Raw genomic sequence first — 24,554 nt, forward strand, 5'->3', positions numbered from 1 at the left:
AGGGTGAGCGCCGTTGTCGCCGTTATGCGAAGGCCGACCGCTGCACCGGCAGGCCGTACGGGCTGGTGCGGGCCAGGCGGCTGGACAGCGTACCCCGGTCGGCGATCTGCGCGAAGTAGCCGGCGCGGCGGCGGGCCACGCAGCCGTCCGGGCGACCGGCGTTCTTCACCTGGTCCGGGTCGAGGTGACTGTTGAGGCCGTCCTTGAGCAGCATCAGCGCCTCCGCGCGCAGCTGCGAGATGCGCGACTCGGTGACGCCCAGCTCGTCCGCGATCACGGCCATCGGCTCGTCGTTCAGGAAGTACCGGGTGATCACGATGCGCAGCCGCTCGGGCAGCGCCTCGACCGCGTTGTGCAGGTAACCGATCTTCTCGCGGTGGACGAGCATCTCCTCCGGGCCCATGGTCGGCTCGGTGACCATGTCCTCGGCGCTGCCGCTGGTGAAGCCCTGGAGCGAGAGGACCACCGCTCGCTGCACGTCGTCCTCGACCGAGGTGATCTCGGAGACCGGGATGCCGAGGTGCTCGGCCAGCTCGTACGCGGTGGGCGTGCGGCCGAGCATCGCGGTCAGCGCCTGGCGGGCGACGTCGGTCTGCCGGGCCCGCTGCCGGACCGAGCGGGACGCCCAGTCCAGCCCGCGCAACTCGTCGAGGAGCGCGCCACGGATCCGGGTGGCCGCGAACCGGTGGAACGGTATGCCCCGCTCCGGGTCGAAGCCGCGGGCCGCGGTGACCAGTGCGGCCAGGCCGGCCGAGGTCAGGTCGTCGCGGTTGACGTGCGCCGGGACCCGGCCGAGCATCTCCCGCACCAGATGACCGACCAGGGCCATGTTCCCGCGGATCAGGTCCTCGCGGTCCCGGTCGCTCATCGGTGCGGGCGCGATCGTCGTGGTGGTGCTCATCTGCGTTCCCCCTGGAAGTCGTGGCGCGCTGGCCAGGGAGAACTCTCGAATCGCACGGGTGCGGAACCGGTTGCGAACGGTTGCTATTCGGTTGTAGCGGCGGGAGAGCGCTCAGGAACGGGTTCCTGAGGACTCGCCGGCGGGTTTCTCAGCGGGCGCGGCGGGCCGTCAGCGGGCGCGGTGGGCTTTCAGCGAGCGCGGTGGGTTTTCAGCGAGCGCGCCGCGCGTAGTAAACGAACGCGGGCGGCAGGTTGGCGGTGATCGTGCGGCCCAGCACGACCTCCTCGAACGCGACCTCCAGCATGCGGCGGAAGCGGCGCGCGGCCGGGGTGCGGGCCGCCATCGTGTACGCGAACGTGGTGAACGCGCCGTCCGGGCTCAGCGTCGCGCGGACCGCGTCGAGGATCGACCGCTGCGCGGACAGCGGGAACGACGCCCACGGCAGCCCGCTGATCACCACGTCTGCCCGCTCGACGCCGCGCTCGGCCAGCAGCCGGGGCAGGTCCGCCGCGTTGTCGTTGATCACCTCGACGGCCGGGTGCCGCTCCGCGATGTGCGTCGCGAGCGCCGGATTCAGCTCGACCGCGAGGTGCCGGCCGCGACCGGTCAGCCGCTCCTGGATGACCGTGGTGAACGCGCCGGTGCCGGGCCCCAGCTCGACCACGACCGGGTCACCGCTCTCCGGGATCGGCGCGGTGACCGCGGTGCCGAGCCGGCGTGAGCTGGGTGCGATCGCCCCGGTGCGCGCGGGCGAGCGGAGGAACTCGCGCAGGAAGAGCGCGTTGGTCATGGAGACTCCTTGTGTACGTGGTCGCACAAGCCTCTCAGAGACGCTCGGACGGGTGCAGCGGTGTGTCCGCCACCGCGCAGTGGGTGCGCACCGGTGTCTCCGCGGTCCGGGTGCGGCCGGGCACGCCCAGGAACGCGATCAGCGCGCCGGCGGCCATCAGACCAGCACAGATCCACATCGATCCACGGTACGTGGGGGCGAGCGCGACCGGATCGGTCAGACTCCCGGTCCCGATCCCGGCCGCGAGCGGCAGCACGGCCACGGACAGCAGCCCGGCCGCGCGCGCCACCGCGTTGTTCACGCCGCTGGCCACGCCCGCGTACCGGGAGTCGACGGAGCCGAGCGCGGTCGCGGTCAGCGGTGCCACGGTCGCGGACAGGCCGAGGCCGAGCACCAGCACCGGCGGGAGCACGTCGCGCAGGTAGTCCGCGTCCGGGCCGATCCGGGCGAAGAGCACCAGCGCTACCGCGCAGATCAGCGGGCCGAGCGTCATCGGCAGGCGCGGCCCGATCCGCTCGGCGAGCGCGCCGGCCCGGGACGACAGCACCAGCATCAGTGCGGTCACCGGCAGCAGCGCCATGCCCGCGGCGAGCGGGCTGAACCCGGTCACGACCTGCAGGTTCAGCACGACCAGGAGGAACACGCCGCCGTTCGCCGCGTAGACCGCGAACGTGGCCAGGTTGGTGGCCGAGAACGCGCGTGAGGAGAACACGGTCAGCGGCAGCATCGGGTGCGGCGAGACACGCTCGACCCAGACGAACGCGGCCAGGCCGGCAACGCCGAGCGCGAGCGTGCCGAGCACGACCGGGTGACCACCGCCGAGCGCGGGCCAGGCGGTGAAGCCGTAGGTGAGGCCGCCGAGCCCGGCCGCGCCGACCACCGCGCCGGTCAGGTCCAGGCCGCGTGGCGCGTCCGCGTCCCGGGTCTCCGGCACGTGCCGGAGCGCGACCGCGATCACCAGGATCGCGAGCGGCACGTTGATCAGGAAGACCCAGCGCCAGCTCGCGGCCTCGACCAGCCAGCCGCCGAGGAACGGGCCGATCGCACCGGCCACGCCGCCGAGCCCGGACCAGGCGCCGATCGCCTTGGCGCGGTCCTCGCGCACGAAGACGGCCTCCAGGATCGCCAGCGAGCCCGGGGTGAGCAGCGCGCCGCCGACGCCCTGCAACACGCGCGCGGCGATCAGCGTCTCCACGTTCGGCGCGAGGCCGCAGAGCAGCGACGCGAGCGCGAACCAGGCGACACCGAGCACGAAGACGGCGCGCCGGCCGTAGCGGTCGCCGAGCGAGCCGCCGAGCAGGATCAGCGCGGCCAGGCTCAGCGTGTAACCGTTCACGGTCCACTGGAGCGCGGCGGCACCGGCGTCCAGCTCCGCGCCGAGCCGGGGCAGCGCGATGTTGACCACCGTCGCGTCGATCGAGGCCAGGCCGGAGCCGAGCACCGTGGCCAGCAGGACCCAGCGGCCCGCGGGGCGGCCGAGTCGGACATCCGATTTCATCGGGGATCAAGCTACCCCGTCGTTCTCCTCCAGTGCTGGCGGCGCTTCTCGTCCTTCAGGGAGATGCCGAGCCGGGAGAGTTCCTGGCGCAGCTCGTCGGCCTCCTCGTGGTCGTCCCGGCCGAGCGCGCGCTGCCGCGCGGAGAGCAGCGCATTCGCGCCGCGGGGCAGGCCGTCCGGGGTGTCGTCCTCGGGAAGACCCTCGACCCAGCGACGGTACGCGGACGCGTGCGGATCACCGCCGTCGCGCCAGGGGAGGCCGTGCGTGGTGAGCAGGTCCCGGATGTTCGCGCGCGGCGGCAGATCGCCGCGGACCCGCCACAGCTCCGTGCCGTCCCGGCCGAGCACCACCAGGTCCTTGCTGGTCAGGCCGCCGGACTCGTCGGCCCAGACAGTGCCGATCTCGGCGCGCCGGGCCCGCTTGGTCCGGTCACCGCGCCGGACCACCAGCTCGTCGCCGTCGACGCCGATCACGGTGTAGCCCCAGAACGCGGACGCGGTCAGCGCCAGGCCGAGCGCGAGCCCGCCGCCGGTGAAGCCGATCAGCGCCCACGGCTCCGGCCAGCCGCCGACCCAGCGGACCAGGCCGTGCATGGGCAGCCACTCGAGGCCGTCCAGCCAGGCCCAGAACCGGTGCAGCAGCAGCCCGAGGCCGGCCCCGGTCACCGGAAAGCCGGCACAGACCAGCGCGAGATCCCAGAACGACCGCTTCGCCTTCTCCACGGCACCCAGCCTGCCGCGCGCCACCCACCCGCGCGACGGGCATTGGTCGATCGCGTCATAGACCAAAGTTCACAGGTGCTCGCCCAGGAACTCCACGGTCGCGGCGGTCGCGGCGGACACGTGCGGCTCGCTGTCGTACAGGTCGATGTGCAGGTCCGTCTCCAGCCAGTGGATCTCCCGGTCGCCCGGCGTCCGCTCGTGCAGCAGCCGGGCGAGTTCGGGCGCGCAGTAGTCGTCGTTCGTGCCGTGCACGACCAGCAGCGGCGTCTCGGCCAGCAGCGGGGCGGCACCGAGCGCGTCGAGCGTCATCAGCGCGTGCAGCGATCCGCGGGTCACCTCGTTACGCCAGGCCGGTGCCGCGCCGCGGGCGGTGCCGTAGTAGGCGAACGGCTCGTCGCCGCCCATCGCGGCCTCGCCGCCGTCCGGGGCGACCGCGGGGATCATCTCGTCGGCGCGTGCGATGAACGAGCGCAGCGCGTCGCGGTAGTTCGCGAGGCCGGACCGCTCGGCGAACCACGCCGGGCTGTTGTAGGCGCCGGCGATCCCGGCCACCGCGCGCACCCGCGGGTCGACGGCGGCGGCGCGCACCGCGTAGCCGCCGCCGAGACAGATGCCGACCAGGCCGATCCGGTCCGCGGCCACGGCCTCGTGTCCGGCCAGGACGGTGACGGCGGCGCGCAGGTCGGACAGCTTGCCGGCGCCGTCCTCGTGCTGACGGCGGCCGCCGCTAGCGCCGAAGCCGCGATGGTCGAAGGCCAGCGTGATCACGCCGGCCCGGGCCAGGCGATCGGCGTAGACGCCGGTGACCTGCTCCTTGACGCCGGTGAACGGCCCGGTCAGCGCGACGGCCCGGCCGTCCGCGCCGGCGGGGACACGCAGGACGCCGGCCAGCCGGATGCCGTCCGCGTCGAAGGTCATTTCTTCCACCCGTGGGTCAGTCATGCCGGTCACGGTAGGCTGACCGTCCGGCGTGGACCAGAAGGCACCTTTCGGTGCCCATGACGGGGGAGTCGTGGCCATGGCGTTGGTGATCCCGGACGTGCTCGACGAGGACTGTGCCACCCGGCAGGCGCTGGAGCGGTTCGCGTCGAAGTGGCGGGTGCTGGTGATCTACGCGCTGCTGGCCGGCCCGCAGCGCCACGCGGAGCTGCGGCGGAGGCTGGCCGGGGTCACGCAGAAGGTGCTGACCGAGACGCTGCGCGGCATGGAACGGGACGGCCTGGTCGAGCGCCGGGTGCTGCGCGAGACGGCGCCACAGCACGTGGAGTACGCGCTGACCGAGCTGGGCGCGACGTTGCGGGAGCCGCTGACCGCGATCTGCGACTGGGCGGTCAGCGGCCGGGTGGCGGCTTCGCCGGACGGTCGCTGACCGGCTGCTCGGCGTACCCGCGCTGCTCGGTGATGATCCGCGCGGTCTCGGTGAGGAACGCGCGGGGATCGAGGGCGAAGCCCGCGAACGCGGCCGGCGTGATCGCGGTCAGGATGGCGGCGATCGTGCGGCGGGTGAGCCCGGTCGCGGCGGCCAGGTCGCCGAGCAGGTCGTGGGCGGAACCGGCCGGAACGGGCGGGACACGGGCATCGCGGCTGCCGGTGGCCGTGGTGATCGTGTAGCGGGGCGGGGCCGCCGGGAGGCGGGCGTTCAGCGCGGTCACGCACGCGGCGATCAGCGCGGCCGAGTCCAGGGTGATCAGGTGGGCCGGGCGCGGCCGGGACGCCGGTGCGGGGCGCGCGGTGGTGGCGTCGCGGACCGCGGGCGGGCGGGGGAACTCGCGTTGCAGCCCGGCCACGAACTCCCGGTACGACTCGGGCGTGATCACGGTCAGCTCGTTGAGCGCGGGGTCGGTGACGCGCTCGCCGTCCGCCGCCACCGCGAGGCGCAGGCCGCGGCCGACCTCCTGACGACGGGAGATCGTGCTGTCGCCGCGCTTGAGCAGGCAGATCACGAAGACGTTCGGGTTGTCCCAGCCCTCGCGCAGCGCGGAGTGCGAGAACAGGAACCGCACCGGCTCGTCCGGCGAGAGCAGCCGCTCGCGGTCGCGCAGGATCAGGTCGAACGCGTCCTCGTCGTCCGGCGCGGCCGGGTCGGTGAGCCGCCCGGTCCGGCGGTCGACGGAGAAGTAGCCGCGGTGCACCGATCCGGGCGCGTCGCTGCCGGTGGCCCGCCGGAACTCGTCCTCGAACGCGCGCGCGTAGTCGCCCTTGCCGTCCGGGCGCGCGTAGTCGCGATAGCGCGCCACCGAGTCGATGAAGAACAGGGACAGGACCTTCACACGGTACGGGCGGAGCCGCTCCTCCTGCTCCAGGTGCGCGCGGACCGCCTCCCGGATCTGGAGGCGCCGCAGCCCGTCCTCGCTCACGCCGGGCGCGGTCACGCCGTGCACCGCGATGCGTTTGACCAGGCCACGCCGGTGCGCGTCGGGTGCGTCGAGCCGGTGCACCAGGTTGCGGACCGTGCGGTGGGTAGCGGACCAGCGCAGGATCGCGGTCGGGTGGAACGAGGCGAGCGCGCCGAGCGTGCGGCCGCCCTCCATCCGCTGCGGTTCGTCCAGGATCAGGATCGGGCGGGTGCCGGCCAGCACGTCGATCGGGCGCCGGGACTGGAAGTCGTCGCGCTCGGTGTGGATCCGGCGTCGCTCGGCCCCGGTGAACGACTGCATGTTGATGATCATGACGTTGATGCCGGGGCCGGACGCGAAGCTCTCCAGCCGGTGCAGGTGCCGGGAGCGGTAGACGAAGAACCGGGCTTTCCTGCCGTACGCGGCCATGAAGTGCTCCGCGGTCTGCGCGAACGTGCGGTCGACGCCCTCGCGGATGGCGAGGCCGGGGACGACCAGGATGAACTTGCCCCAGCCGTACGCGCGATGCAGTTCGAAGATGGTCTTGATGTAGGCGTAGGTCTTGCCGGTGCCGGTCTCCATCTCCACGTCGAGGTTGACCGCGCAGCCCGCGCTCGGGACCAGCGTCGCGGACACCGGCAGGCCGCGCGCGGACTGCACCGCGCGCACGTTCGCCAGCAGCCGGTCCGCGCCGATCCGCAGCGGCGCGTTGCCCGGCCCGGCCAGGTGCGGCTGACCGGCGAACGCCGTCACGATCGCGTCCACCGCCTCGGTCTGGTGCGGCTGGACCGCATACCGCAGGCGCATCAGAGCACCCGCAGGTCGATGCCGGGGCCGAGCAGCCGTTCCGCGTTGATCCGCAGCTCGTCGCCGGTGAACCCGGCGTCGCGCAGCACCATCCGGGCCGGTCGCCGGCGGGCCACCTCGGTGAACAGCTCCGGCGTGTAGGGCGGTGCGGCGGAGAGGCAGGCGAGCAGGTCACCGGCGGCGAAGACGTCGTGGCCGGCGATCCGGTCCCGGGCGATGTGCCCGGCCGGGTCCACGCCGAAGCGGATCAGCACATCGAAGAGCAGATCCTCGTCGGTACGGCCGGGGGCCGCGCGGTCGGCGTGCGCGGCCAGGTCCTCCTGCCGGACCTCCGGGGGCGTGTCCCGCAGGCTCGGCGCGTCGATGCGCAGGCTGCGGAAGCCGACGTCCCGGCGCCACCGTTCGTGGTGCGGCGAGTCCGCGACCTCGGTGCCGCAGCGGCGGATGCGCTCGCGGGCCAGCTCCGCGATGGTGCCGAAGCCCGGGCACGGCTCGGGGTACTGCACGAGGACGAACCGCCGGTTGCCGCCGTCGGCCGCGTTCGCCCGGAAGACCGCGTGCGCGGTGGTGGCCGAGCCGGCGAAGAAGTCCAGCACCAGCGCGTCGTCGTGCGGCGCGGTGAACGTGCGGATCAGGAACTCGATCAGGAAGACCGGCTTCGGGTAGGAGAACTCGATGCCCCACCCGGCGAGCATCGAGCTGTTCTGCTGGGTCGTGCCCATGTTGCGCAGCACGGAGACGACGTGGCCGGCGTCCGGCTCCCGATGCTTGGCGTAGTAGATCGCGCCGCGGTCGGTGAGCGCGAACGTGGTGGTGCGGCCCTTCGCGTCGAGGATCGGGGTGCAGCCGTTCGCGATGAACAGTTCCAGCAGATTCCGGCTGCTCCAGCCGCTGCGCAGCCGGGCCTTCGCGGTGAGCCTCCCGTTCCGTACCGTGATCGGGTCGAGGATCTTGGGGTATCTGTCGTCCCTGGGGGTTATCTCGCCGTCGTCGAACCACGCGGGGAAGCCGGCCGGCAGGGTGATCACGGACTCCGGGTTCGCCGGGCCGTTCTTGGTGATCGAGTTCTCGATGCGGTCGTTGAAGAGCTTGGACTCGTCCGCGATGTTCGGGTCGATGATCGCCGGGCGGCCGAGTCGCGGCAGGTCCCGGGCATACGCCAGCACGTACTCGTGCATGCCCTTGATCGTGCTCTGCTGGTCGACGTTGCCCTCGTTGAGCCAGACGAACTGGGTCAGGAAGTTCGCCTCGCCGAAGATCTCGTCGCAGATCCGGCGCAGGTGTGCCGCCTCCACGTCGTTGATCGAGACGAGCAGCACGCCGTCCTCGCGCAGCAGAGTGCGGGCCAGCGTCAGCCGCTGGTACATCATCGACAGCCAGTTCGAGTGGAAGCGGCCGTCCGTGGCCAGGTTGCCGCGCAGTCCGGTGCGCACCCGGAAGTCGTCCGCCCGCTCCCGGAACCGGTCCGGATAGACGAACCGGTCGCTGCCCGTGTTGTACGGCGGGTCGATGTAGATGACCTTGACCTTGCTCAGGTAGGTCTCCTGGAGGAGGCGCAACGCGTCCAGGTTGTCGCCCTCGATGAACAGGTTGCGGGTGCCGTCGAAGTCCTCGCTGGAGTCCCGCTCCGGGCGCAGCGCCCGGCCGGCCGGGCGATTCGCGGCGAGCAGCGCGTCCCGTTTGCCCGGCCAGTCCAGGTGGAAGCGCTCGCGCGGGCCCTCGACCAGGTGCTCGCCCAGCTCGGTGCGCAGCAGATCAAGATCGATCGCGGTGCGCACCGAGCCGTCCGGGTCCCGGGTCTCCGTCACGCACGCGGGGAAGAGCTCCGCGAGCAGCGCCACGTTCCGCGCGGTGCGGCCCTTCGTCACGGTGTGGCCCTTGGTCACGCTGTGGCCCTTCGTCACGGTGTGGTCAGGAACCTTCGCCGCGCTGTGGTGTGGGACCTTCGTCACGTCGGTCGAGGGTAGTCCGTTCGGGTCCTCAGCAGAGGGTGTCGGAGAGGAGTTCGCCGACCCGGGCGCTCGCGTTCGGCGGGTCGCTCGGGGGCGAGGAGACGGAGACGACGAGGACGCGGTCGCCGTCCTCGGTCACGCCGTCCACCGTGTACATGCCGGGCACGCCGCCGTCATGGCCCCAGAACGTGCCGCACTCCAGCTGGGTGAGGAAGATGCCGAGGCCGTACCGGGAGCCGCGGTCGTCGCCGGTCGGCACGGTGTCGTGCATCTCGCGCATCTGCGCCGGGCGCAACAGCCGGCCCTGCTGGAGCGCCTGCCAGAAGCGGCTCAGGTCGGTAGGCGTGGTGACCATGCCCCCGGCCGCGCCCGCCGCCGTGGTGTTCCAGCGGGTGGTGTCGATCAGGTCCTCGCCCGGGCTCAGGCTGTCGTACGCGTTCGCGTGCGGGGACGGCAGGTCCGGGTCGTCGCCGGGGTAGAACGTCTGCGTCATGCCGGCCGGCTTCAGGATCCGGGCGCGCAGGTGCGCGTCCCACGGCTTGCCGGTGACCTCCTCGATGATCATCCCGGCCAGGACGTAGTTCGTGTTCGAGTACCCCCAGCTGGTGCCCGGCGCGAACGCGGGCGGGTCGGTGAGCGCCAGCCGGACCAGGTCCGCGTCGTCCCAGTGGTCGTAGCGGTGCTTCTCGAACGCGTCGTTCGACGCGAACGCCGGCAGGTGGGCGGTGTACTCGGCCAGGCCGGACTGGTGGCGCAGCAGCTGGCGGACGGTGATCTTCGAGCCGTCGTTGCCGTTGCCGGTGACCAGGCCGGGCAGCCATCGCTCGACCGTGTCGTCCAGGCGCAGACGGCCCTCGCCGGCCAGTTGCAGCAGGATGATCGAGGCGAACGTCTTGGTGTTGCTGCCCATCCGGAACCAGCCGTTCTTCGGCACCGGCCGGTTCGTGGCGACGTCCGCGACGCCGGCGCGCGCCTCGGTGGTGCGATGGCCGTCCCGGAGCAGCACCTGCACGCCGGTGAAGCCGAAGCCGTTGAGGTCGTCGGCGGCCTGCTGGAGCAGCCGGTGGCCGGTGGGTGCGGGGCTCGCGGTGGCGGGGGCCGCAGCCGCCGTCGCCACGACCGCCGCCGCCGCGATGATCGCGGTGACTCGTCCGATGTGTCCGTGCATGGTGGCGGTGATCCCTTCGTCGGCATGTTCGACGACTGTGAGCCTAGAAAGATGTCCTTCGCTGGGGATCGGAGGTTTTCCCTGGTCTCAGCCCTGGGATTCCGGCTCCGGGGGTTCCCTGATCCGGCCGTCGCGGACCCTGAGATCATCACTCGTTCGATGGGATTCGGCCGAGGGCTGGGGGCGCGGTGCGTGGGACGCGATGGGTGATCACGCTGTTGGTCGCGGCGTTCGTCGCCGCACGGATCGTGGTGGGAGCCGGTGGGCGGGTCTTCACCTCGTACGACACCTACACCTACGCGCTCCGGAACGACCCGGCCGTCGACCGCGGGCCGGTGGTGTCGATCTTCGGGCACTCGCCGCGGCTGCCGGGGCTGCCGGTGTTCTACGCGCTCTTCCCGGACGACGTGTGGCGGGTATGGGCGCAGTGGACGATCGGGACGGTGGCGTGGGCGCTGCTCGCGGTCGCGCTGTGGGCGACGCTGTCGTCGCTGGCCGCGCGCGTGGTGGCGGCGCTCGGCGTGATGTCGCTGGGCCTGGTGCCGGCGATGACGAACTGGGACTTCGCGATCCTCTCCGAGGCGCTGTCGATCAGCCTGGGCGTGCTGACGCTGGCGTGTTTCCTGCTGTGGCGGCGCTCCGGATCGGTCGTCTTCCTCGCGGGTACGGCCGGGGCCGGCGCATGGTGGGCGTTCGTGCGCCCGGAGACGCGGCTGCCGGTGGGGGTGCTGGCGCTGGCGGTGCTCTGGGTGGCGTGGCGCGCTTCCCGCACACGGCCCACCACCGCTCCGGCGGCGGCCGGTTCCTCGGGCGCGGCCTCGTCCGGTGTGGGCACTTCGGGTGCGGTCGCTTCTGACGCGGTCGGTGGTGACGCGTCTGGTTCTGAGGTGGCCGGTTCTGGCGTGGCCGGTTCTGGCGTGGGCGGTTCCAGCGGCCCCGATTCTGGTGAGACCGCGTCCGGGGCTTCCGGCGTGGCCGGGACTGAGCAGGGATCTCATGCCGGTGCGGCGCCGTGGTGGCAGCCGGTGCGGTGGTGGGTGCCGGGCGCGCGCGGACCGTTGGTCGCGACCGGGGTGCTGCTGCTGGCGATCGGCTGGGTCACCGCGATCACGCCGACCGTCACGCACACGTTCCCGGGCTGGAGCGCCACCGGGCTGAGCCTGGAGGAGGAGACGCTCAACTATCGGCTGCGGCTGCAGGTGCTGCCGGACCCGGAGATCTCCCGCGTGTTCCGCGAGGACCTCGGCATGCCGGACTGCCCCGCCGCGAACGCGGTGGCCGCCGGCAAGGAGTGGGCGATCGCGGAGTTCGCCGAGGCCTACCGCAGTTGCCCCGAGCTCAAGGCCTGGGGCGAGGAGAACGCGACCAGCTCCGGTTACCGATACGCGCTGGCCGCGCCGGACCAGTACCTCGGGTTCCTCCGCGACGTGCTGCCGCGCTCGCTCTCCGGCATCGTGCACACCGAGGTCGGTCAGGTGCTGCCCGCCCCGGTCGAGCGCCTGATCTTCCCGCCCCGGCAGGAGTTCAACCCGCAGATCGGCGTCCCGCTGGTGCTGGCGATGCTGCTGTCCGTCTTCACCCGCCGCTGGCTGCTCTGGGGCAGCGCGTTCGCGGTGTGCGTCATCTCCGCCGCGACGATCCTGGCCGGCCTGTCCCTGTCGGTCGGCGAGTACGCCCGTTTCGGCATCCAGGAGGCCGCCGGCTTCCGGATCGCCCTGATCATCGCGGTCGCCCTGCTCATCGACGCCGCCGCGTCCTGGATCCGCACCCGCCTGGCCACCCGCACGGCCTGATCGAGCCTGAATCCGGTGCCGCTGCCACTGGCTTCTCGGCGTCAGGGTGTGGACGCATCCGTGATCGGGACGTCTCGTCCGTTGTTCCAGCGACGTGCGAGACGCCCCCGCTCCGCGAAGGATCATTGAGTGATACCTGAGGTAGATCAACGAGAGAGGTCGATCGCTCCTCAGGTATCACTCAATGATCCTTTCAGTCGATCTCCCGCCGGGCTTCCACGCGCTCAGGGGAGATGAGATGAAATTTCGGGCAGGAGGGTCGTCGGGCGTCTCGCGCGGCTGGGTGTCTAGCTAGGCCGCCTGGCAGGCGTCCTGATGGGTACCGACCTGCATCGCTGGGGCATCCGCCTGCCCGGTGGGGTGGTGATCTGTCTGGCGGGCGCCCTGATGAGTACCGACTTGCATCGCTGGGGCATCCGCCTGCCCGGTGGGGTGGTGATCTGTCTGGCAGGCGCCCTGATGAGTACCGACTTGCATCGCCGGGGTGCCCGCCTGCGCAGTGGGGCCGTGATCTGTTGTGGGGATGGTCAGGCAGGGGCGCCGGGGGGAATGAAGGGGAGGCCGGGTGGGGGGCCGGATTCGATGAGGTGCAGGAGTGCGGTGGTGTCCAGGTGCTCCTCGACCAGGTCGGCGAGACGGTCGAGGGTGCGGGCGCGGGCCGTGGCGAAGGATGTGCCGGGTGAGACCGTGAAGCCGTGGCGGCCGGCCAGGTGGGCGGCCTCGGTCAGGAAGCGGCGGCGGAAGCCGTCGGACTCGAAGGCGCCGTGCCAGTGGGTGCCGAAGACCGGGCCGGCGATCGCGCCCTCGGGGCGGCCGTCCGCGTAGTGCAGGAACGGGCGGGTGTCGTCGTCGGTGGCGGAGACCAGGCCGTGGTGGATCTCGTAGCCGGAGACGGCCTCGGTGCCGAATGCGCTGCCGGCCGGGAGACCGAGCGTCTTGCGCGGCGCGAACGTGATCTCGGTCGGCAGCAGGCCCAGGCCGGGGATCGTGCCGTCGTTGCTCTCCACGTCGTCGTGGATGACGCGGGACAGCATCTGGAAGCCGCCGCAGATGCCGAGCACGGGCTTGCCCGCGGCCGCGTGCGCCGTGACCGCGTCGGCGAGGCCGGTCTCGCGGAGCCATCGCAGGTCGGCGACCGTGGACTTGGAGCCGGGCAGCACCACCAGGTCCGCGTCGAGCAGGTCGGCCGGCGTGCCGGTGAGGCGGACCCGCACGCCCGGCTCGGTGGCCAGCGCCTCCGCGTCGGTGGCGTTGGAGATGCGCGGCAGCCGGACCACGGCGACCCGCAGCCAGTCGCGGCCGATCGGCGGTGTGGGCCGGCCGAGCGTGCTGCCGTAGGCCAGCGAGTCCTCGCCGTCCAGCCAGAGGTCGTGGTCGTAGGGGAGCACCCCGTGCACCGGCCGACCGGTCGCGCCGGTGATCATGTCGAGGCCGGGTCGGAGCAGGCCCAGGTCGCCGCGGAACTTGTTGATCACGAAGCCGCTGAGCAGAGCCTGGTCCTCCGGCGAGAGCAGCGCCAGCGTGCCGAACAGCGCCGCGAACACGCCGCCGCGGTCGATGTCGCCGACCACGATCGCGGGCAGGTGCGCGCCCCGGGCGAGCCCCATGTTGACGAAGTCACCGGCCCGAAGGTTGATCTCGGCGGGGCTGCCCGCGCCCTCGCAGATGACCGCGTCGAACTCGGTGCGCAGCTCCTCCAGCGTCGCGAACACGGTCTCCGCCAGCTTCGGCCGCAGCGCGCGGTAACTGCCCGCGCTCACCGTGACGACGGCCTCGCCGAGCAGCACCACCTGGCTGTGCAGGTCGCTGCCGGGCTTCAGCAGCACCGGGTTGAACCGGATGTCCGGCGCCACCCCGGCCGCCGCGGCCTGCATGGCCTGCGCCCGGCCGATCTCGCCGCCGCGCCCGTCCGGCCCGACCACCACGGCCGAGTTGTTCGACATGTTCTGTGCCTTGAACGGCGCCACCCGCACGCCGCGCCGCCACAGCCACCGGCAGATCCCGGCGGTCAGCACGCTCTTCCCGGCATCCGACGTGGTCCCGGCCACCAGCAGCCCACCGGCCCGCCGTCCGCTCATCGCGAGCCTCCCGCGCGCACCGCCGAGGGACGGGCCGAGGAAGGGCCGATCGCGGAAGGGCTGGGCGTGCGGGGGGTCGTGGCGCGGGTGCGGTGGGCGCGGAGTGCGGTGGTGAGGCGGTAGGTGGCGGCCAGGCCGGCGGCGGCGAGGCCGATCGCGGCGGAGAGGCGGGCCGCGCGGGTGATGTCGGGAGCCAGCGGGGGAGCGCCGTCGCCGAGGTGCGGACGGTCCTCGGCGCGGCCGAAGTAGACGTTGCGGCCGCCGAGCCGGATGCCGAGCGCGCCGGCCATGGAGGACTCGCACTGGCCGGCGTTCGGGCTGGGGTGCCGGTGGCCGTCGCGCAGCCAGATGCGCAGCGCGCGGGCCGGGTCGCCGCGGGTGAGCGGGGCGAGCGCGACGGTGAGCGCGGCGGTCAGGCGGGACGGTGCGAGATTGAGCGCGTCGTCCAGGCGGGCCGCGACCGTGCCGAAACGGGCGTAGCGCGGGGACCGGTGGCCGACCATCGCGTCCAGCGTGTTCGCCGCGCGGTAGCCGAGCAGGCCCGGCAGGCCGGCGACCGCACCCCAGAAGAGCGGGGCGACGACGGCGTCCGAGGTGTTCTCCGCGACGGACTCCACGGTGGCGCGGGCGAGCTCGGGCTCGTCCAGCGCGGACGGGTCCCGGCCGCACAGGTGGCCGAGCCGGCCGCGCGCGGCCTCGATGTCGCCGCGCTCCAGCGCGCCCGCCATGGTGTGCGCCTCGGCGCGTAGCGTGCGGGCACCGAGCACGGTCCAGGTGGCGGCCGCGACGGCCACGGCACGCAGCACCGGGCGCCGCCGGGTCAGCCCGGCGAGCGCGGCACCGGCCAGCACCGGCGCGCCCACGGCCACGGCCGCGAAGCGCGCGCCGGCCACCCGATCGGGCGCGTAGACCCGCTTCTCCAGCGCGGACGCGGCCGTGCCGAACCCGGCCACGGGGTGCCAGCGCCGCGGGTCACCGAAGACCGCGTCCAGCCCGTAGCCGGCGAGCAGCCCGACCGCCTCCGCGACCCGCAGCGCGCCGACCGGCAGCGGTGGGCGCTCACGCCCTCCCGAGCGCCCACCGCAGCCCGGCGCCGAGCGTTCGTGCCGACCCAGAGCCGAGGCGCCCAGGCGGCCAGTGGCCGAGGCGTTTCTGCGGCCGGTCATCGAGGCGTTCCGGCGGCCGGCCGCCGAGGCGACCCGGTGGTCGGCCGCCGACGCGTCCGGCGGCCGGTCACCGAGCCGTCCCGTCGGTCGGCCGTCGAGTCGTCCCGTCGGTCGGCCGTCGAGTCGTCCCGTCGGTCGGTGGCCGGCCGCCCGGCCCGGTGGCTCGGTGCGGACGGGCCGCCCGGCGCCGGACGTCGGGCACGGTCCGGTGCGGCGCCGCCGGGCACAGGCCTGGCCTGCCGGCGTACGGATCCTGCTGTCGTGAGCACTGGTCACCTCCGGCGGGCAGCCTATCCATCGGGTGTGGGGCCTCCGGCGGAGGCCGATCTTCGTGCGGTGGAGAAGCCACCCACCGGCCCGGCCGGGGGCCTGCCGGGCGTCGCGGTTCCCGGCAGCGGGGCCTGCGGGGGCGGGCCCCGGCCCGGTCGAGGGCCGGTGGGTGGCGGGGACCACCGCCGCGTGACGGGGAACGACGGCGGTGGAACCGGAGCCGGTCAGCGGCTGGACGCGAGCGCCCGGTCGCCGTCGAGCTCCCCCAGTGCGGTCTCCAGATCCTCCTCGGCCAGCGGGTCCTCCGGGCGGCCGAGCGGCGCGGAGGGCGGCTCGTAGCCGTAGTCGTCCTCCGGCACGGCCTGCGGGGCGTCGCCGAAGCCCGCGGTGGTGTCGCCGGGTGTGACCGGGTCGGTGGCCTCACCGCCGATCTGGGCGTCGGACGTGGCGTCCTCGACACCGCCGGTGGCGAGGTTGCCGGCTCGGGTGCGCTTGAACGTGCCCTGGCCACGGGACAGATCGTGGCCGACCGCGACCGCCTCCAACTCGTATTGCACGCGGTGGTTGCCCTCCGGGTCGACCCAGTCCCGCGTGTAGAGCCGGCCGGTGACGATGACCGGGTCGCCGGTCATCACGCAAGCGGCCACGCCCTCCGCGAGGTTGCGCCAGCAGGTGACGCGGACCCGCAGCGCGTTGCCGTCGACCCACTGGCCGGTCTCCCGGTCCATCCTGCGGGCCGTCGACGCGATCTTGAAGTGGGCGACTCGGGTCTTGGTCTTCTGGGTGACACGCCACTCGGGTGCGGTCAGCACGTTGCCGACCACGGTGACGTAGGTGTCGAACATGGGACCCCCTTGCTCGGATGTGAGGGGTCCAGACTTCCGCCGTACCGTCGCGGGAATTCGTGCCTGTGGACGACGGAACCGCCTGTGGACGATCTTCCGGACGACCGGATGATCTGTTATGCGGAGGGACTGCGAGTAGGGTCGCTGACGTGGAGATTGACGTTCTCGGCGAGCCCTACGAGCGCCGCACGATCGACCTCGGGCACGACGACGAGGGCCCCGTCGTCGCCACGCTGGTGCGCCGCCGCAGCGACAACCCGGACGGCCGGGCGGTGCTCTACGTGCACGGGTTCGTCGACTACTTCTTCCAGACCCACCTGGCCGAGTTCTTCACCGATCAAGGCTGGGACTTCTACGCGCTCGACCTGCGAAAATACGGGCGGAGCCTGCTGCCGCACCAGACGCCGAACTTCTGCCGCAGCCTCGACGACTACTTTCCCGAGCTGGACGAGGCGGCCCGGATCATCCGCGAGGAGGACGGCCACGACCGCATGCTGGTCGCCGCCCACTCCACCGGTGGACTCATCGCCTCGCTCTGGGCGGACGCACGGCGTACCCGCGGATGGGTTGATGCTCTGTTCTTGAACAGCCCGTTCTTCGATTTGAACCTGCCGTGGGTGGTGCGCCGGCCGATGCTGTCCGCGGTGTGCCGGGCGACGCGGCGCAACCCCTACGGCATGCTGCCGCGGAGCCTGAACCAGATCTACGGCGAGAGCATCCACGCCGACCACCGGGGCGAGTGGAACTACAACCTGGAGTGGAAGCCGCTGGCCGGCTTCCCGGTGCGGTACGGCTGGCTGAACGCGATCCGGGACGCACAGACCCGCCTGCGCCGCGGTCTGGACGTGGACGCGCCGATCCTGCTGGCCTGCTCGGCCCGCAGCTTCCGGGGCGCGCGCTGGGACGAGGCTGCCCGGCTGGCCGACGCGGTGCTCAATGTGGAGCACATCGCTCAGTGGGCGACGCACCTCGGCGGCCACCTCACGCTGGTGCGCTTCGACGGTGGCATGCACGACCTGACGCTGTCCGGCCCCGAAGTGCGCCAACGTGTCTTCACCGAGGTTGATCGATGGGCTCGGGTGTATGTGCCGGCGCGGGCTCCGGAAGATCGAGGTCGGGGAGAAGGATCTCCGGCGACGACTCCTCCGACTGCGGGAGAGGCACCCAGCCACCCGTTCGCCATACCAGCAGATCGTGCATGAGCAGCGCGGTGCCGCCGGCGAAGAACATCCGCTCGACCGCACGGCGCGTCTTCTCCAGCCCGGCCGGTGATCCAGAACCAGTGACGATCACCACATCCCGCGCGGGTACGCCGATGACGAGCTCGCCCGGCACCTGCTCGGCCAGATCGTTCCAGAACTCCTCGACGAGCAGGACCGTGGACTCGAGCCCCTCGAAGGAGAGCATCAGCGACGGCGGCTGACCGTGGATGCGCAGCTGGGACATGGCCGCGTAGAGCGTCTCCTCGGCCTGGCGCTTCACCGTCCGCCGGCTGACCCGCATCTTCTCCAGGTCCGGCCAGGTCACCATCGTCTCGCCGAACGGCGGGCCGAAGCTGTATCCCACGGCGAGGCCGGGGATGAAGCGGTCCAGCACCCAATCCGGGTGAAACTCCGCTTCCCGGGCAGAGATCAGGATCGGGAAATAGGTCGCACTCGTCACCTGCACGCTCGAAAATCTAGTATGTCCCTGCACGGTGATCCATGCCCCCTCCCGCGAGGGGGCGGCCACCGGCGGTAATCTGCACACGTCGGCACGCGCGCTCATAGCTCAGTTGGATAGAGCAGTGGACTTCTAATCCACCGGTCGCAGGTTCGAGTCCTGCTGGGCGCACAGACACAGCGGTACGCGGACGGCGATGCGGGATGGGACGGCGGGTCGTGCGGGTACTGATCGCCGATGACCAGGAGCTGATCCGGGTGGGGTTCCGGATGATCCTGGAGGCCCAGCCGGACATCACCGTGGTCGCCGAGGTCGCCGACGGGCAGTCGGCGTACGAGGCCGCCCAGCGCCTACGGCCGGACGTGTGCCTGCTGGACATCCGGATGCCGAGCCTGGACGGGCTGGCGGTCACCCGGCTGCTCAGCGGCCCCGACGTGGCCGACCCGATCGCGGTCGTGGTGATCACCATGTTCGACGTAGCCGCGGTGGCCGGGGCGCGGCGCGACAGCGACCTGGTGGTCGTCCTGCCGCACTGGGGTGTCGAGGGCAATCCCTGCCCGACGCCGGCCCAGCGCGACTTCGCGGCGCGGCTCGCGGGCGCGGGCGTGATCGCCGGTGCGCACGCGCACGTCCTCCAGGGGGCCGGCCGGCTCGGTGACGCCTACGTCGCGTACGGCCTGGGCAATCTGCTCTTCTACTACCACCCGCTCTACCAGCCGTTCAGCTCTCGGTCCGGGTTGCTGCGGCTGACCATTCTGGATCGTGAGGTGACGAAGGCCGAGTTCCTGCCCACCGTGATCACCCGCACCGGGCAGCCGGAACTGGTCACCGGCTGGCAGGCGGACGTGGCCCGGCAGAACGCCGAGCGGCTGCGGGCGTGCGCCGGGGTCGGCTGAGCCTCGCCCGGCCGGTGTCGCGCCGGCGATCCTCGGCGAGCCCAGGGCTCAGGAGGCGGCCAGGCGCACCGAGCGGCTCCTGGAGACCGGCATGAATCGGTCGCTGGAGCTGATCATGAGTCGATCAGGCGGGCGGGAGGCCCGCGTGGATGGCGCGGACCGTGGCGATCGTGTCGGCCTCGGCCGCGGACTTGTCGTCGCGGTAGCGCAGGACGCGGGCGAAGCGGAGTGCGACGCCGCCCGGGTAGCGCGGGCTGGTCTGGACGCCGTCGAAGGCGATCTCCACCACCTGCTCCGGCCGGACCGTGACCACCCAGTCGCCGCGCTCGACCGCGAGCGAGAGGAAGCGCTCGGTCTGCCAGCGCAGCAGCTCGTCGGTGAGGCCCTTGAAGGTCTTGCCGAGCATGACGAAGCCGCCGGTCGCCTCGTCGCGCGCGCCGAGGTGGAGGTTGGACAGCCAGCCCTTGCGGCGGCCGCTGCCCCACTCGACCGCGAGGACGACCAGGTCGAGCGTGTGCCGGGGCTTGACCTTGACCCAGGCGCCGCCGCGGCGGCCGGAGTCGTACGGCGCGTCCAGCGACTTGATCACCACGCCCTCCTGGCCGGCGCGGATCGCGGTGGCGAACAACTCGGTGCCGCGCTCGGCATCGGAGGCCTGCTCGCGGCCGACGATCAGCTCGGCCGGCAGCGTGCCGGCCAGTGCGGCCCACCGTTCGGTGCCGGGCGCGTCCAGCAGGTCGGTGCCGTCTGCGTGCAACAGATCGAAGAAGTACGGCGTGAGCACGGTGCCGGTCGCGGAGACGGTGCCGCCGGCGCGGGTGGCGGCGCGGGCGGACGTCTCCTGGAACGGGCGCGGGCGGCCGGTGGCGTCGAGCGCGATCGCCTCGCCGTCCAGCACCAGGTCGCCGGGTGGCAGCGAGCGGACGGCCGCGACCACCTCGGGCATGCGGCCGGTGATGTCGTCCAGGCTGCGGGTGAAGACCGCCACGTCGTCGCCGGCGCGGTGCACCTGGATGCGGATGCCGTCGAGCTTCACGTCGACCATCGCGGGCGCGCCGGTGCTCTCCAGTGCGGCCTCGACCGTGGGCGCGGCCTGCGCGAGCATCGGGGCGAGCGGGCGGCCGACCTGGAGGCTGAACTCGGCGAGCGCGGGCGCGCCGCCGTGCAGCGCGGCCGCGGCCACGGTCTTGAGGTCGCCGCTGAGCAGCAGCGCGCGGCGGACGGCGGGCGCGGGGACGTCCGCGGCCTTGGCGATCGCGTCGGCGAGTATGCCGGCCTGGGCGCCCTGGCGTAGCTCGCCGCTGAACAGGCCGGCGAGCAGCCGCTGCTCCTCGGCGGTGGCGGCGGTGAAGAGCGCGCCGACCAGCGCGCGGCGTGTGGCCTGCGAGCCGGTGCCGGAGACCGCGGACAGCTCCGCGATGGCGGCGTCGACGCCGGCGACGGTCAGCGTCGGCTCGGTCGCGGGCGGCGGGAGGTCGCGCAGGCTCGCATAGCCCACGCCGGTCTGGCGCTGTCGCAGCTCACCGGCGAGGTAGGCGGCACCGGCCGTCACCTCGGCCGGGTCGAGACGGCGCAGCGCGTCCGCGAGCAGCTCGATCTTCGCCTTGCGCGCCGAGGTGGCCGCCACGGCGGAAGAGGTGGCTGCCAGGTCGATGAACCTCACGAGTCCATCCTGGCAGCCACCCGAGGGCCTGTCCCGCGGAACCCGCCGGCCTGCGGCGTGGCCCAGCCGCCGCCTGGCCGCACGGCGCGGACGTCCGGATACAACCCCCGGTATCCGGGCGCCCGCGCCGCGCACCCAGGCGACACCTGGACCTCGCCTCGGCTCGACGCGTTCCACGGGACAGGCCCTGGACATTTATGCGGCAACGGGCGGCTCGACGACGCGGAGACCGCGGGCCCGGACCGCGTCGGCGAGGCGGGCGAGCTGCCCGTCCACCTTGACCAGCGCGGCGGAGAGGTCGTCGAGGTGGTCGGCGAGGACGGTGTCGTCCCACCCGGAGACGTCCACGTCTCCCAGCGCGCTCACGGCGGCGTCCAGCCGCGCGATCACATCATTCGTACTCATGTACGAATGCTAGCGCATCTACCCTTTGTGGAGTGCCTTCGCCACGGTCGACAGCAGCAGTGCCTCCGCGAGGCACGCGCGCTGGAACTCGCCCAGGTGCAGGCTCTCGTTCGGGCCGTGCGCCTTGGAGTGCGGGTCCTCCACGCCGGTGACCAGGATGGCCGCGCCGGGGAACAGCTCCTGGAACGTGGCGATGAACGGGATCGACCCGCCGATGCCCACGTCGACCGGCTCGGCGCCGTCCCACGCGGTGCGGAACGCGTCGCGCGCCGCGTCGAAGGCCGGGCCGGTCGCGTCGATCACCGAGGGGTAGCCGTCCTGCTCCAGCGTGACCGTGACCCGGGCGCCCCACGGCGTGTGCTTCTCCAGGTGGGACTTGAGCGCGGCGTACGCCGTCTTCGGGTCGTCGCCGGGCGCGAGGCGCAGGTTGAGCTTCGCCCGCGCGGACGGGACCAGCGCGTTCGGCGCCTCCGCGGTCGGCGGCGCGTCGATGCCGAGGATGGCCAGCGCCGGCTTGGTCCACATCCGGTCGGTGAGCCGGTCGGTGCCGACGAACTGCACGCCGTCGAGCATCCCGGCCTCGGCGCGCAGCCGGTCCTCCGGGTAGTCGAGCGCGGACGCGGCGCGGCCGAACAGGCCCTCCACGGCCACGTCGCCGGCGTCGGTGTGCAGCGTGCCGAGCAGCTTGACCAGCGCGGTCAGCGCGTCCGGCGCGACGCCGCCGAACATGCCGCTGTGCACGGCGCTGTCCAGCGTGCGGACCTCGACGAACGCGTTGACGATGCCGCGCAGCGAGGTGGTCAGCGCGGGCACGCCGACGTCCCAGTTGGCCGAGTCGGCGATCACGATGACGTCCGCGGTCAGCTCGTCGCGGTGCGCTTCGAGCAGCGCGTCCAGCGACTCGGAGCCGTACTCCTCCTCGCCCTCGATGAAGAGGACCACGCCGACCGGGAGCGCGTCACCGTACGCCCGGAGCGCCGCGATGTGCGCCATCACGCCGGCCTTGTCGTCGGCGGCGCCCCGGCCGTAGAGCCGGCCGTCGCGCTCGACCGGCTCGAACGGGTCGCTCTGCCACATGCTCCGGTCGCCGATCGGCTGCACGTCGTGGTGCGCGTAGAGCAGCACGGTCGGCGCGCCGGGCGGGGCCGGCCTGGTCCCGATCACGGCGGGCTGGCCGCCGGCCCGCACGATCCGGGTCTGGAGGCCTTCGGCGCGCAGCAGCTCGGCGACCGCCTCGGCGGAGCGCTCCACGTGTGAGTGGTCGAAGCCCTCGAAGGCGATCCCGGGAATCCGGACGAGCCGTTCCAGGTCGGCGCGCACGCCCGGCATCTCCCGCAGGATCGCCGCGCGGAGGGCCGCCTCATCCATGATCGAATCCGTCATGCGGCCAATCCTATTGCCGGTCGCGTCAAGCGACCGGCAACAGATCCCACCCCAGGCCCAAACCCGCATACGGTACGGACCCGGGGCGGCGGCTCACGTTACTGCTGATCGCCGCCGTTCGTGCCCGGCGGGCGGCGACGGGCGGCGCGCGCCGCGGAATCGGCCGCGGTGCTCGCCCAGTCACGCGCCTTGCCGGCCTGGCTGCCGGCCCAGTCGCCGATGTCGGCCGCACCGCCACCGACCCGGCGGACCAGCCCGACCAGCGGGTCGGTCGAGTTCTCGAACGATTCCCGGTACGACTCCGCCGCCTCCCTGGCCGCGTCGGAGATCTTGGCGTCGCCGTCCGTGTCGCGGTGCGGGTAGTCGCCGCCGAGGATCCGCGCGTACGCCCCCGAGTCGATCCACTGCCGCAGGTCGGCCGCGCGCGCGACCGGCACCGGGTGGCTGCTCCACGCGGTCATCCGCAGCTTGTGCAGGCTGTCCCGGACGTCGCCGCCGCCCGCGTATTCAGCGGCCTGCTCCAGGAACGCGGTGGTGTCGATCTGGCTGAGGTCGCCGCCGCCGGCCAGCTTCATCAGCAGGCGCAGCGCCGCGGCCGGGTCCTGCCCGGCGAGCAGGCCGGCCCGGTCGGCGGACAGCTCGGCCTTGCGCCACCACTCGTACATCGCCGCGATGATCGCCCGGATCGCGATCGCGCCGACCGGCAGCCAGGCGATGTTCGTCGCCCAGCGGGTCAGCACCATCAGGATCGTCTTGTAGACCGCGTGGCCGCTGCGCACGTGGCCGAGCTCGTGCCCGAGCAGCGTGCGCAGCTCCTCGTCGTCGAGCTGCTGGACCGCGCCGGTGGTGATCACGATGAACGGCTTGTCCAGGCCGATCGCCTTGCCGCCGATCATCGGGTTCTGCTCGACGTAGAGCTCGGGCAGCTCCTCGATGTCGAGCGTGGCGCCGGCCTCCGCGTAGCGCGCGTAGACCGACGGGTACTGCCGGTGATCCACGCGGATGCCGCCGGCCAGGTAGGAGAGGCGGAAACCGCGCTCGTTCCACATGCCGAAGAACGCCTTCACCACATCGTCGAAGCCGCGCAGCTCGCGCAGCGCGGTGAGCGCGCCCCGGTCGGCCGGGTGCTCCCAGGCCCGGGAGCTGATGCCGGTGAGCGCCACCCGCCGACGAGCAGGGGTGGTGCCTGTGGGGTCGGTCGTCATGTCACGCTCCCGAGATAGCCGGACCTCCCGCCGATCGTGCCCCAGCGCCGCAAACCACGTCCATGTCCGGTCACCCTGAGTTTCCCCCTAGAGCCTGTATCGAAGTGGGAGACGGGCTGCGGCGTGGCCCAGGCGCCGCCTGGCCGCACGGCGCAAAAGCCCACATACAACACCGGTATGAGGGCTTCCGCGCCGCACACCCAGACGACACCTGGACCTCGCCTCGCTCCGGCCCCCACTTCGATACAGGCTCTAGGGCCGATCATGACGGCGCGGTCATGCTTGGCGGATGGCCTCGCCGGCGATCTCGATCCGGACCTTCTTGCCGACCAGCACGCCGCCGCTCTCCAGCGCCACGTTCCAGAGCAGGCCGTAGTCCTCGCGGTTGATCTCGGTGTGCGCGCTGAAGCCCACGATGTCCCGGCCGTACGGATCGCGCCGCGCGCCGCCGAACTCGACCTTCAGCTCCACCGGGTGCGTGACGTCCTTGATCCGCAGGTCGCCGGAGAGCACGAATGCGCCGGTCCGTTTGGCCACCGGCTCCGGAACGGCCGCCATGGAACGCCGGGTCAGTTTGTTGCCGGCACGCAGCTTCGCCCACGAGAAGATGCCGTCGTCGGGCTCTTCGTATTTCACGCCGGTACTCCGGAACTCCAGCGTCGGAAAGGCGGTGACGTCGAGGAAATCGGCACTGGAGAGATGCGCGTCACGTTCCGGATTGGTGGTGTCGACGCTTGCGGTCTGAATGACGGCCGTCACAGTCGAATGCAACGGATCGTCGGCCACCGCAATGGTGGCCCGCGCCCGCGTGAACTCACCGCGCACCGGACTGACCATCATGTGCTGCGCCGTGAAGCCCACCCGCTTGTGCGCCTCGTCCAGCTCGTACGTCCCGGGCGACGGAATGGCCATGCCGTTCCACTCCCGCGTCGGACTGTCGGCCATGACTTCACGTACCCCCGAAATCGCTTTTGATCCTCGCTTTCGATTAGAACACAGCCCGCATTGTCCTAT

Annotated in this window: 19 protein-coding genes, 1 tRNA gene and 1 pseudogene; 5 read left to right on the forward strand and 16 right to left on the reverse strand. The window is 72.5% G+C overall.

From position 1 onward, the window contains the following. Positions 1-22: 22 nt before the first annotated feature. The 5 genes from J2S43_RS41575 to J2S43_RS41595 form a co-directional block, all read right to left on the reverse strand. Positions 23-901 (reverse strand): sigma-70 family RNA polymerase sigma factor, encoded by an 879-nt coding sequence (locus J2S43_RS41575; protein ID WP_306838924.1) that lies wholly within the window; start codon positions 899-901, stop codon positions 23-25. A 208-nt stretch (positions 902-1,109) separates the two neighbouring features. Continuing rightward, positions 1,110-1,691 carry a class I SAM-dependent methyltransferase gene (locus tag J2S43_RS41580; RefSeq protein WP_306838925.1) on the reverse strand — a complete coding sequence of 194 codons (582 nt, stop codon included), beginning with the start codon at positions 1,689-1,691 and terminating at the stop codon, positions 1,110-1,112. A 34-nt stretch (positions 1,692-1,725) separates the two neighbouring features. Then, positions 1,726-3,189 (reverse strand): MFS transporter, encoded by a 1,464-nt coding sequence (locus J2S43_RS41585; RefSeq protein ID WP_306838927.1) that lies wholly within the window; start codon positions 3,187-3,189, stop codon positions 1,726-1,728. A gap of 11 nt (positions 3,190-3,200) precedes the next feature. Beyond that, on the reverse strand, positions 3,201-3,911 hold the full coding sequence (locus J2S43_RS41590) for a YqeB family protein (RefSeq protein WP_306838929.1): 711 nt from the start codon (positions 3,909-3,911) through the stop codon (positions 3,201-3,203). 69 nt (positions 3,912-3,980) lie between these two features. Further along, positions 3,981-4,853, reverse strand: coding sequence for an alpha/beta hydrolase (locus J2S43_RS41595; protein WP_306838931.1), 873 nt, complete (start codon positions 4,851-4,853; stop codon positions 3,981-3,983). Between the two features lie 76 nt (positions 4,854-4,929). Between J2S43_RS41595 and J2S43_RS41600 the strand changes: the two genes are divergently transcribed. Continuing rightward, positions 4,930-5,280, forward strand: coding sequence for a winged helix-turn-helix transcriptional regulator (locus tag J2S43_RS41600; protein WP_306838934.1), 351 nt, complete (start codon positions 4,930-4,932; stop codon positions 5,278-5,280). On the opposite strand, the gene J2S43_RS41605 is transcribed toward J2S43_RS41600, so the two are convergent. The 3 genes from J2S43_RS41605 to J2S43_RS41615 are packed head-to-tail and all read right to left on the reverse strand — an operon-like array spanning position 5,243 to position 10,174. Then, positions 5,243-7,054: a DEAD/DEAH box helicase family protein gene (locus tag J2S43_RS41605; protein ID WP_306838935.1), complete on the reverse strand. Its 1,812-nt coding sequence runs from the start codon at positions 7,052-7,054 to the stop codon at positions 5,243-5,245. The two genes, J2S43_RS41600 and J2S43_RS41605, sit on opposite strands and share 38 nt — an antisense overlap. Next, entirely contained in the window at positions 7,054-9,006 is a 1,953-nt protein-coding gene (locus J2S43_RS41610) for a site-specific DNA-methyltransferase (protein WP_306838937.1), read from the reverse strand. The genes J2S43_RS41605 and J2S43_RS41610 overlap by 1 nt, the downstream gene beginning before the upstream one ends. Positions 9,007-9,034: 28 nt before the next feature. Further along, entirely contained in the window at positions 9,035-10,174 is a 1,140-nt protein-coding gene (locus J2S43_RS41615) for a serine hydrolase domain-containing protein (RefSeq protein WP_306838939.1), read from the reverse strand. 206 nt (positions 10,175-10,380) lie between these two features. On the opposite strand from J2S43_RS41615, the gene J2S43_RS41620 reads away from it, so the two are divergent. Then, positions 10,381-11,967: a hypothetical protein gene (locus tag J2S43_RS41620; RefSeq protein ID WP_306838941.1), complete on the forward strand. Its 1,587-nt coding sequence runs from the start codon at positions 10,381-10,383 to the stop codon at positions 11,965-11,967. Positions 11,968-12,494: 527 nt separating this feature from the next. On the opposite strand, the gene J2S43_RS41625 is transcribed toward J2S43_RS41620, so the two are convergent. The 3 genes and pseudogenes from J2S43_RS41625 to J2S43_RS41635 all read right to left on the reverse strand — a co-directional run. Beyond that, positions 12,495-14,045: a cobyric acid synthase gene (locus J2S43_RS41625; protein ID WP_306838943.1), complete on the reverse strand. Its 1,551-nt coding sequence runs from the start codon at positions 14,043-14,045 to the stop codon at positions 12,495-12,497. Then, the gene (locus tag J2S43_RS41630; protein WP_370881827.1) at positions 14,042-15,079 is read right to left on the reverse strand and encodes a cobalamin biosynthesis protein; all 1,038 of its coding nucleotides are present in this window, start codon (positions 15,077-15,079) and stop codon (positions 14,042-14,044) included. The genes J2S43_RS41625 and J2S43_RS41630 overlap by 4 nt, the downstream gene beginning before the upstream one ends. 534 nt (positions 15,080-15,613) lie before the next feature. After that, positions 15,614-16,326 (reverse strand): annotated as a pseudogene (locus tag J2S43_RS41635) (single-stranded DNA-binding protein); the annotation flags it as partial. A gap of 149 nt (positions 16,327-16,475) precedes the next feature. Between J2S43_RS41635 and J2S43_RS41640 the strand changes: the two are divergent. The 3 genes from J2S43_RS41640 (at position 16,476) to J2S43_RS41650 (ending at position 18,884) form a co-directional block, all read left to right on the forward strand. Then, positions 16,476-17,528, forward strand: coding sequence for an alpha/beta hydrolase (locus tag J2S43_RS41640; RefSeq protein ID WP_306838949.1), 1,053 nt, complete (start codon positions 16,476-16,478; stop codon positions 17,526-17,528). 557 nt (positions 17,529-18,085) lie between these two features. Continuing rightward, a tRNA-Arg gene (locus J2S43_RS41645) sits at positions 18,086-18,159 on the forward strand. Between the two features lie 47 nt (positions 18,160-18,206). Then, positions 18,207-18,884, forward strand: a complete 678-nt coding sequence (locus J2S43_RS41650) for a CapA family protein (protein WP_370881725.1) — start codon at positions 18,207-18,209, stop codon at positions 18,882-18,884. 124 nt (positions 18,885-19,008) lie between these two features. Here J2S43_RS41650 and J2S43_RS41655 read toward each other — a convergent pair whose 3' ends face one another. The 5 genes from J2S43_RS41655 to J2S43_RS41675 form a co-directional block, all read right to left on the reverse strand. Further along, the gene (locus J2S43_RS41655) at positions 19,009-20,547 is read right to left on the reverse strand and encodes an ATP-dependent DNA ligase (RefSeq protein ID WP_306838953.1); all 1,539 of its coding nucleotides are present in this window, start codon (positions 20,545-20,547) and stop codon (positions 19,009-19,011) included. A gap of 195 nt (positions 20,548-20,742) precedes the next feature. Further along, a complete protein-coding gene (locus tag J2S43_RS41660; protein ID WP_306838955.1) occupies positions 20,743-20,952 on the reverse strand; it encodes a hypothetical protein in 210 nt (69 codons plus the stop codon). An 18-nt stretch (positions 20,953-20,970) separates the two neighbouring features. Continuing rightward, positions 20,971-22,335, reverse strand: coding sequence for a dipeptidase (locus J2S43_RS41665; protein ID WP_306838956.1), 1,365 nt, complete (start codon positions 22,333-22,335; stop codon positions 20,971-20,973). A 98-nt stretch (positions 22,336-22,433) separates the two neighbouring features. Continuing rightward, positions 22,434-23,540, reverse strand: coding sequence for a M48 family metallopeptidase (locus J2S43_RS41670; protein ID WP_306838958.1), 1,107 nt, complete (start codon positions 23,538-23,540; stop codon positions 22,434-22,436). Between the two features lie 276 nt (positions 23,541-23,816). Then, positions 23,817-24,485 carry a YceI family protein gene (locus J2S43_RS41675; RefSeq protein ID WP_306838960.1) on the reverse strand — a complete coding sequence of 223 codons (669 nt, stop codon included), beginning with the start codon at positions 24,483-24,485 and terminating at the stop codon, positions 23,817-23,819. Positions 24,486-24,554 lie beyond the last annotated feature (69 nt).

Source organism: Catenuloplanes nepalensis, from assembly GCF_030811575.1.
GTDB classification, from domain to species: domain Bacteria; phylum Actinomycetota; class Actinomycetes; order Mycobacteriales; family Micromonosporaceae; genus Catenuloplanes; species Catenuloplanes nepalensis.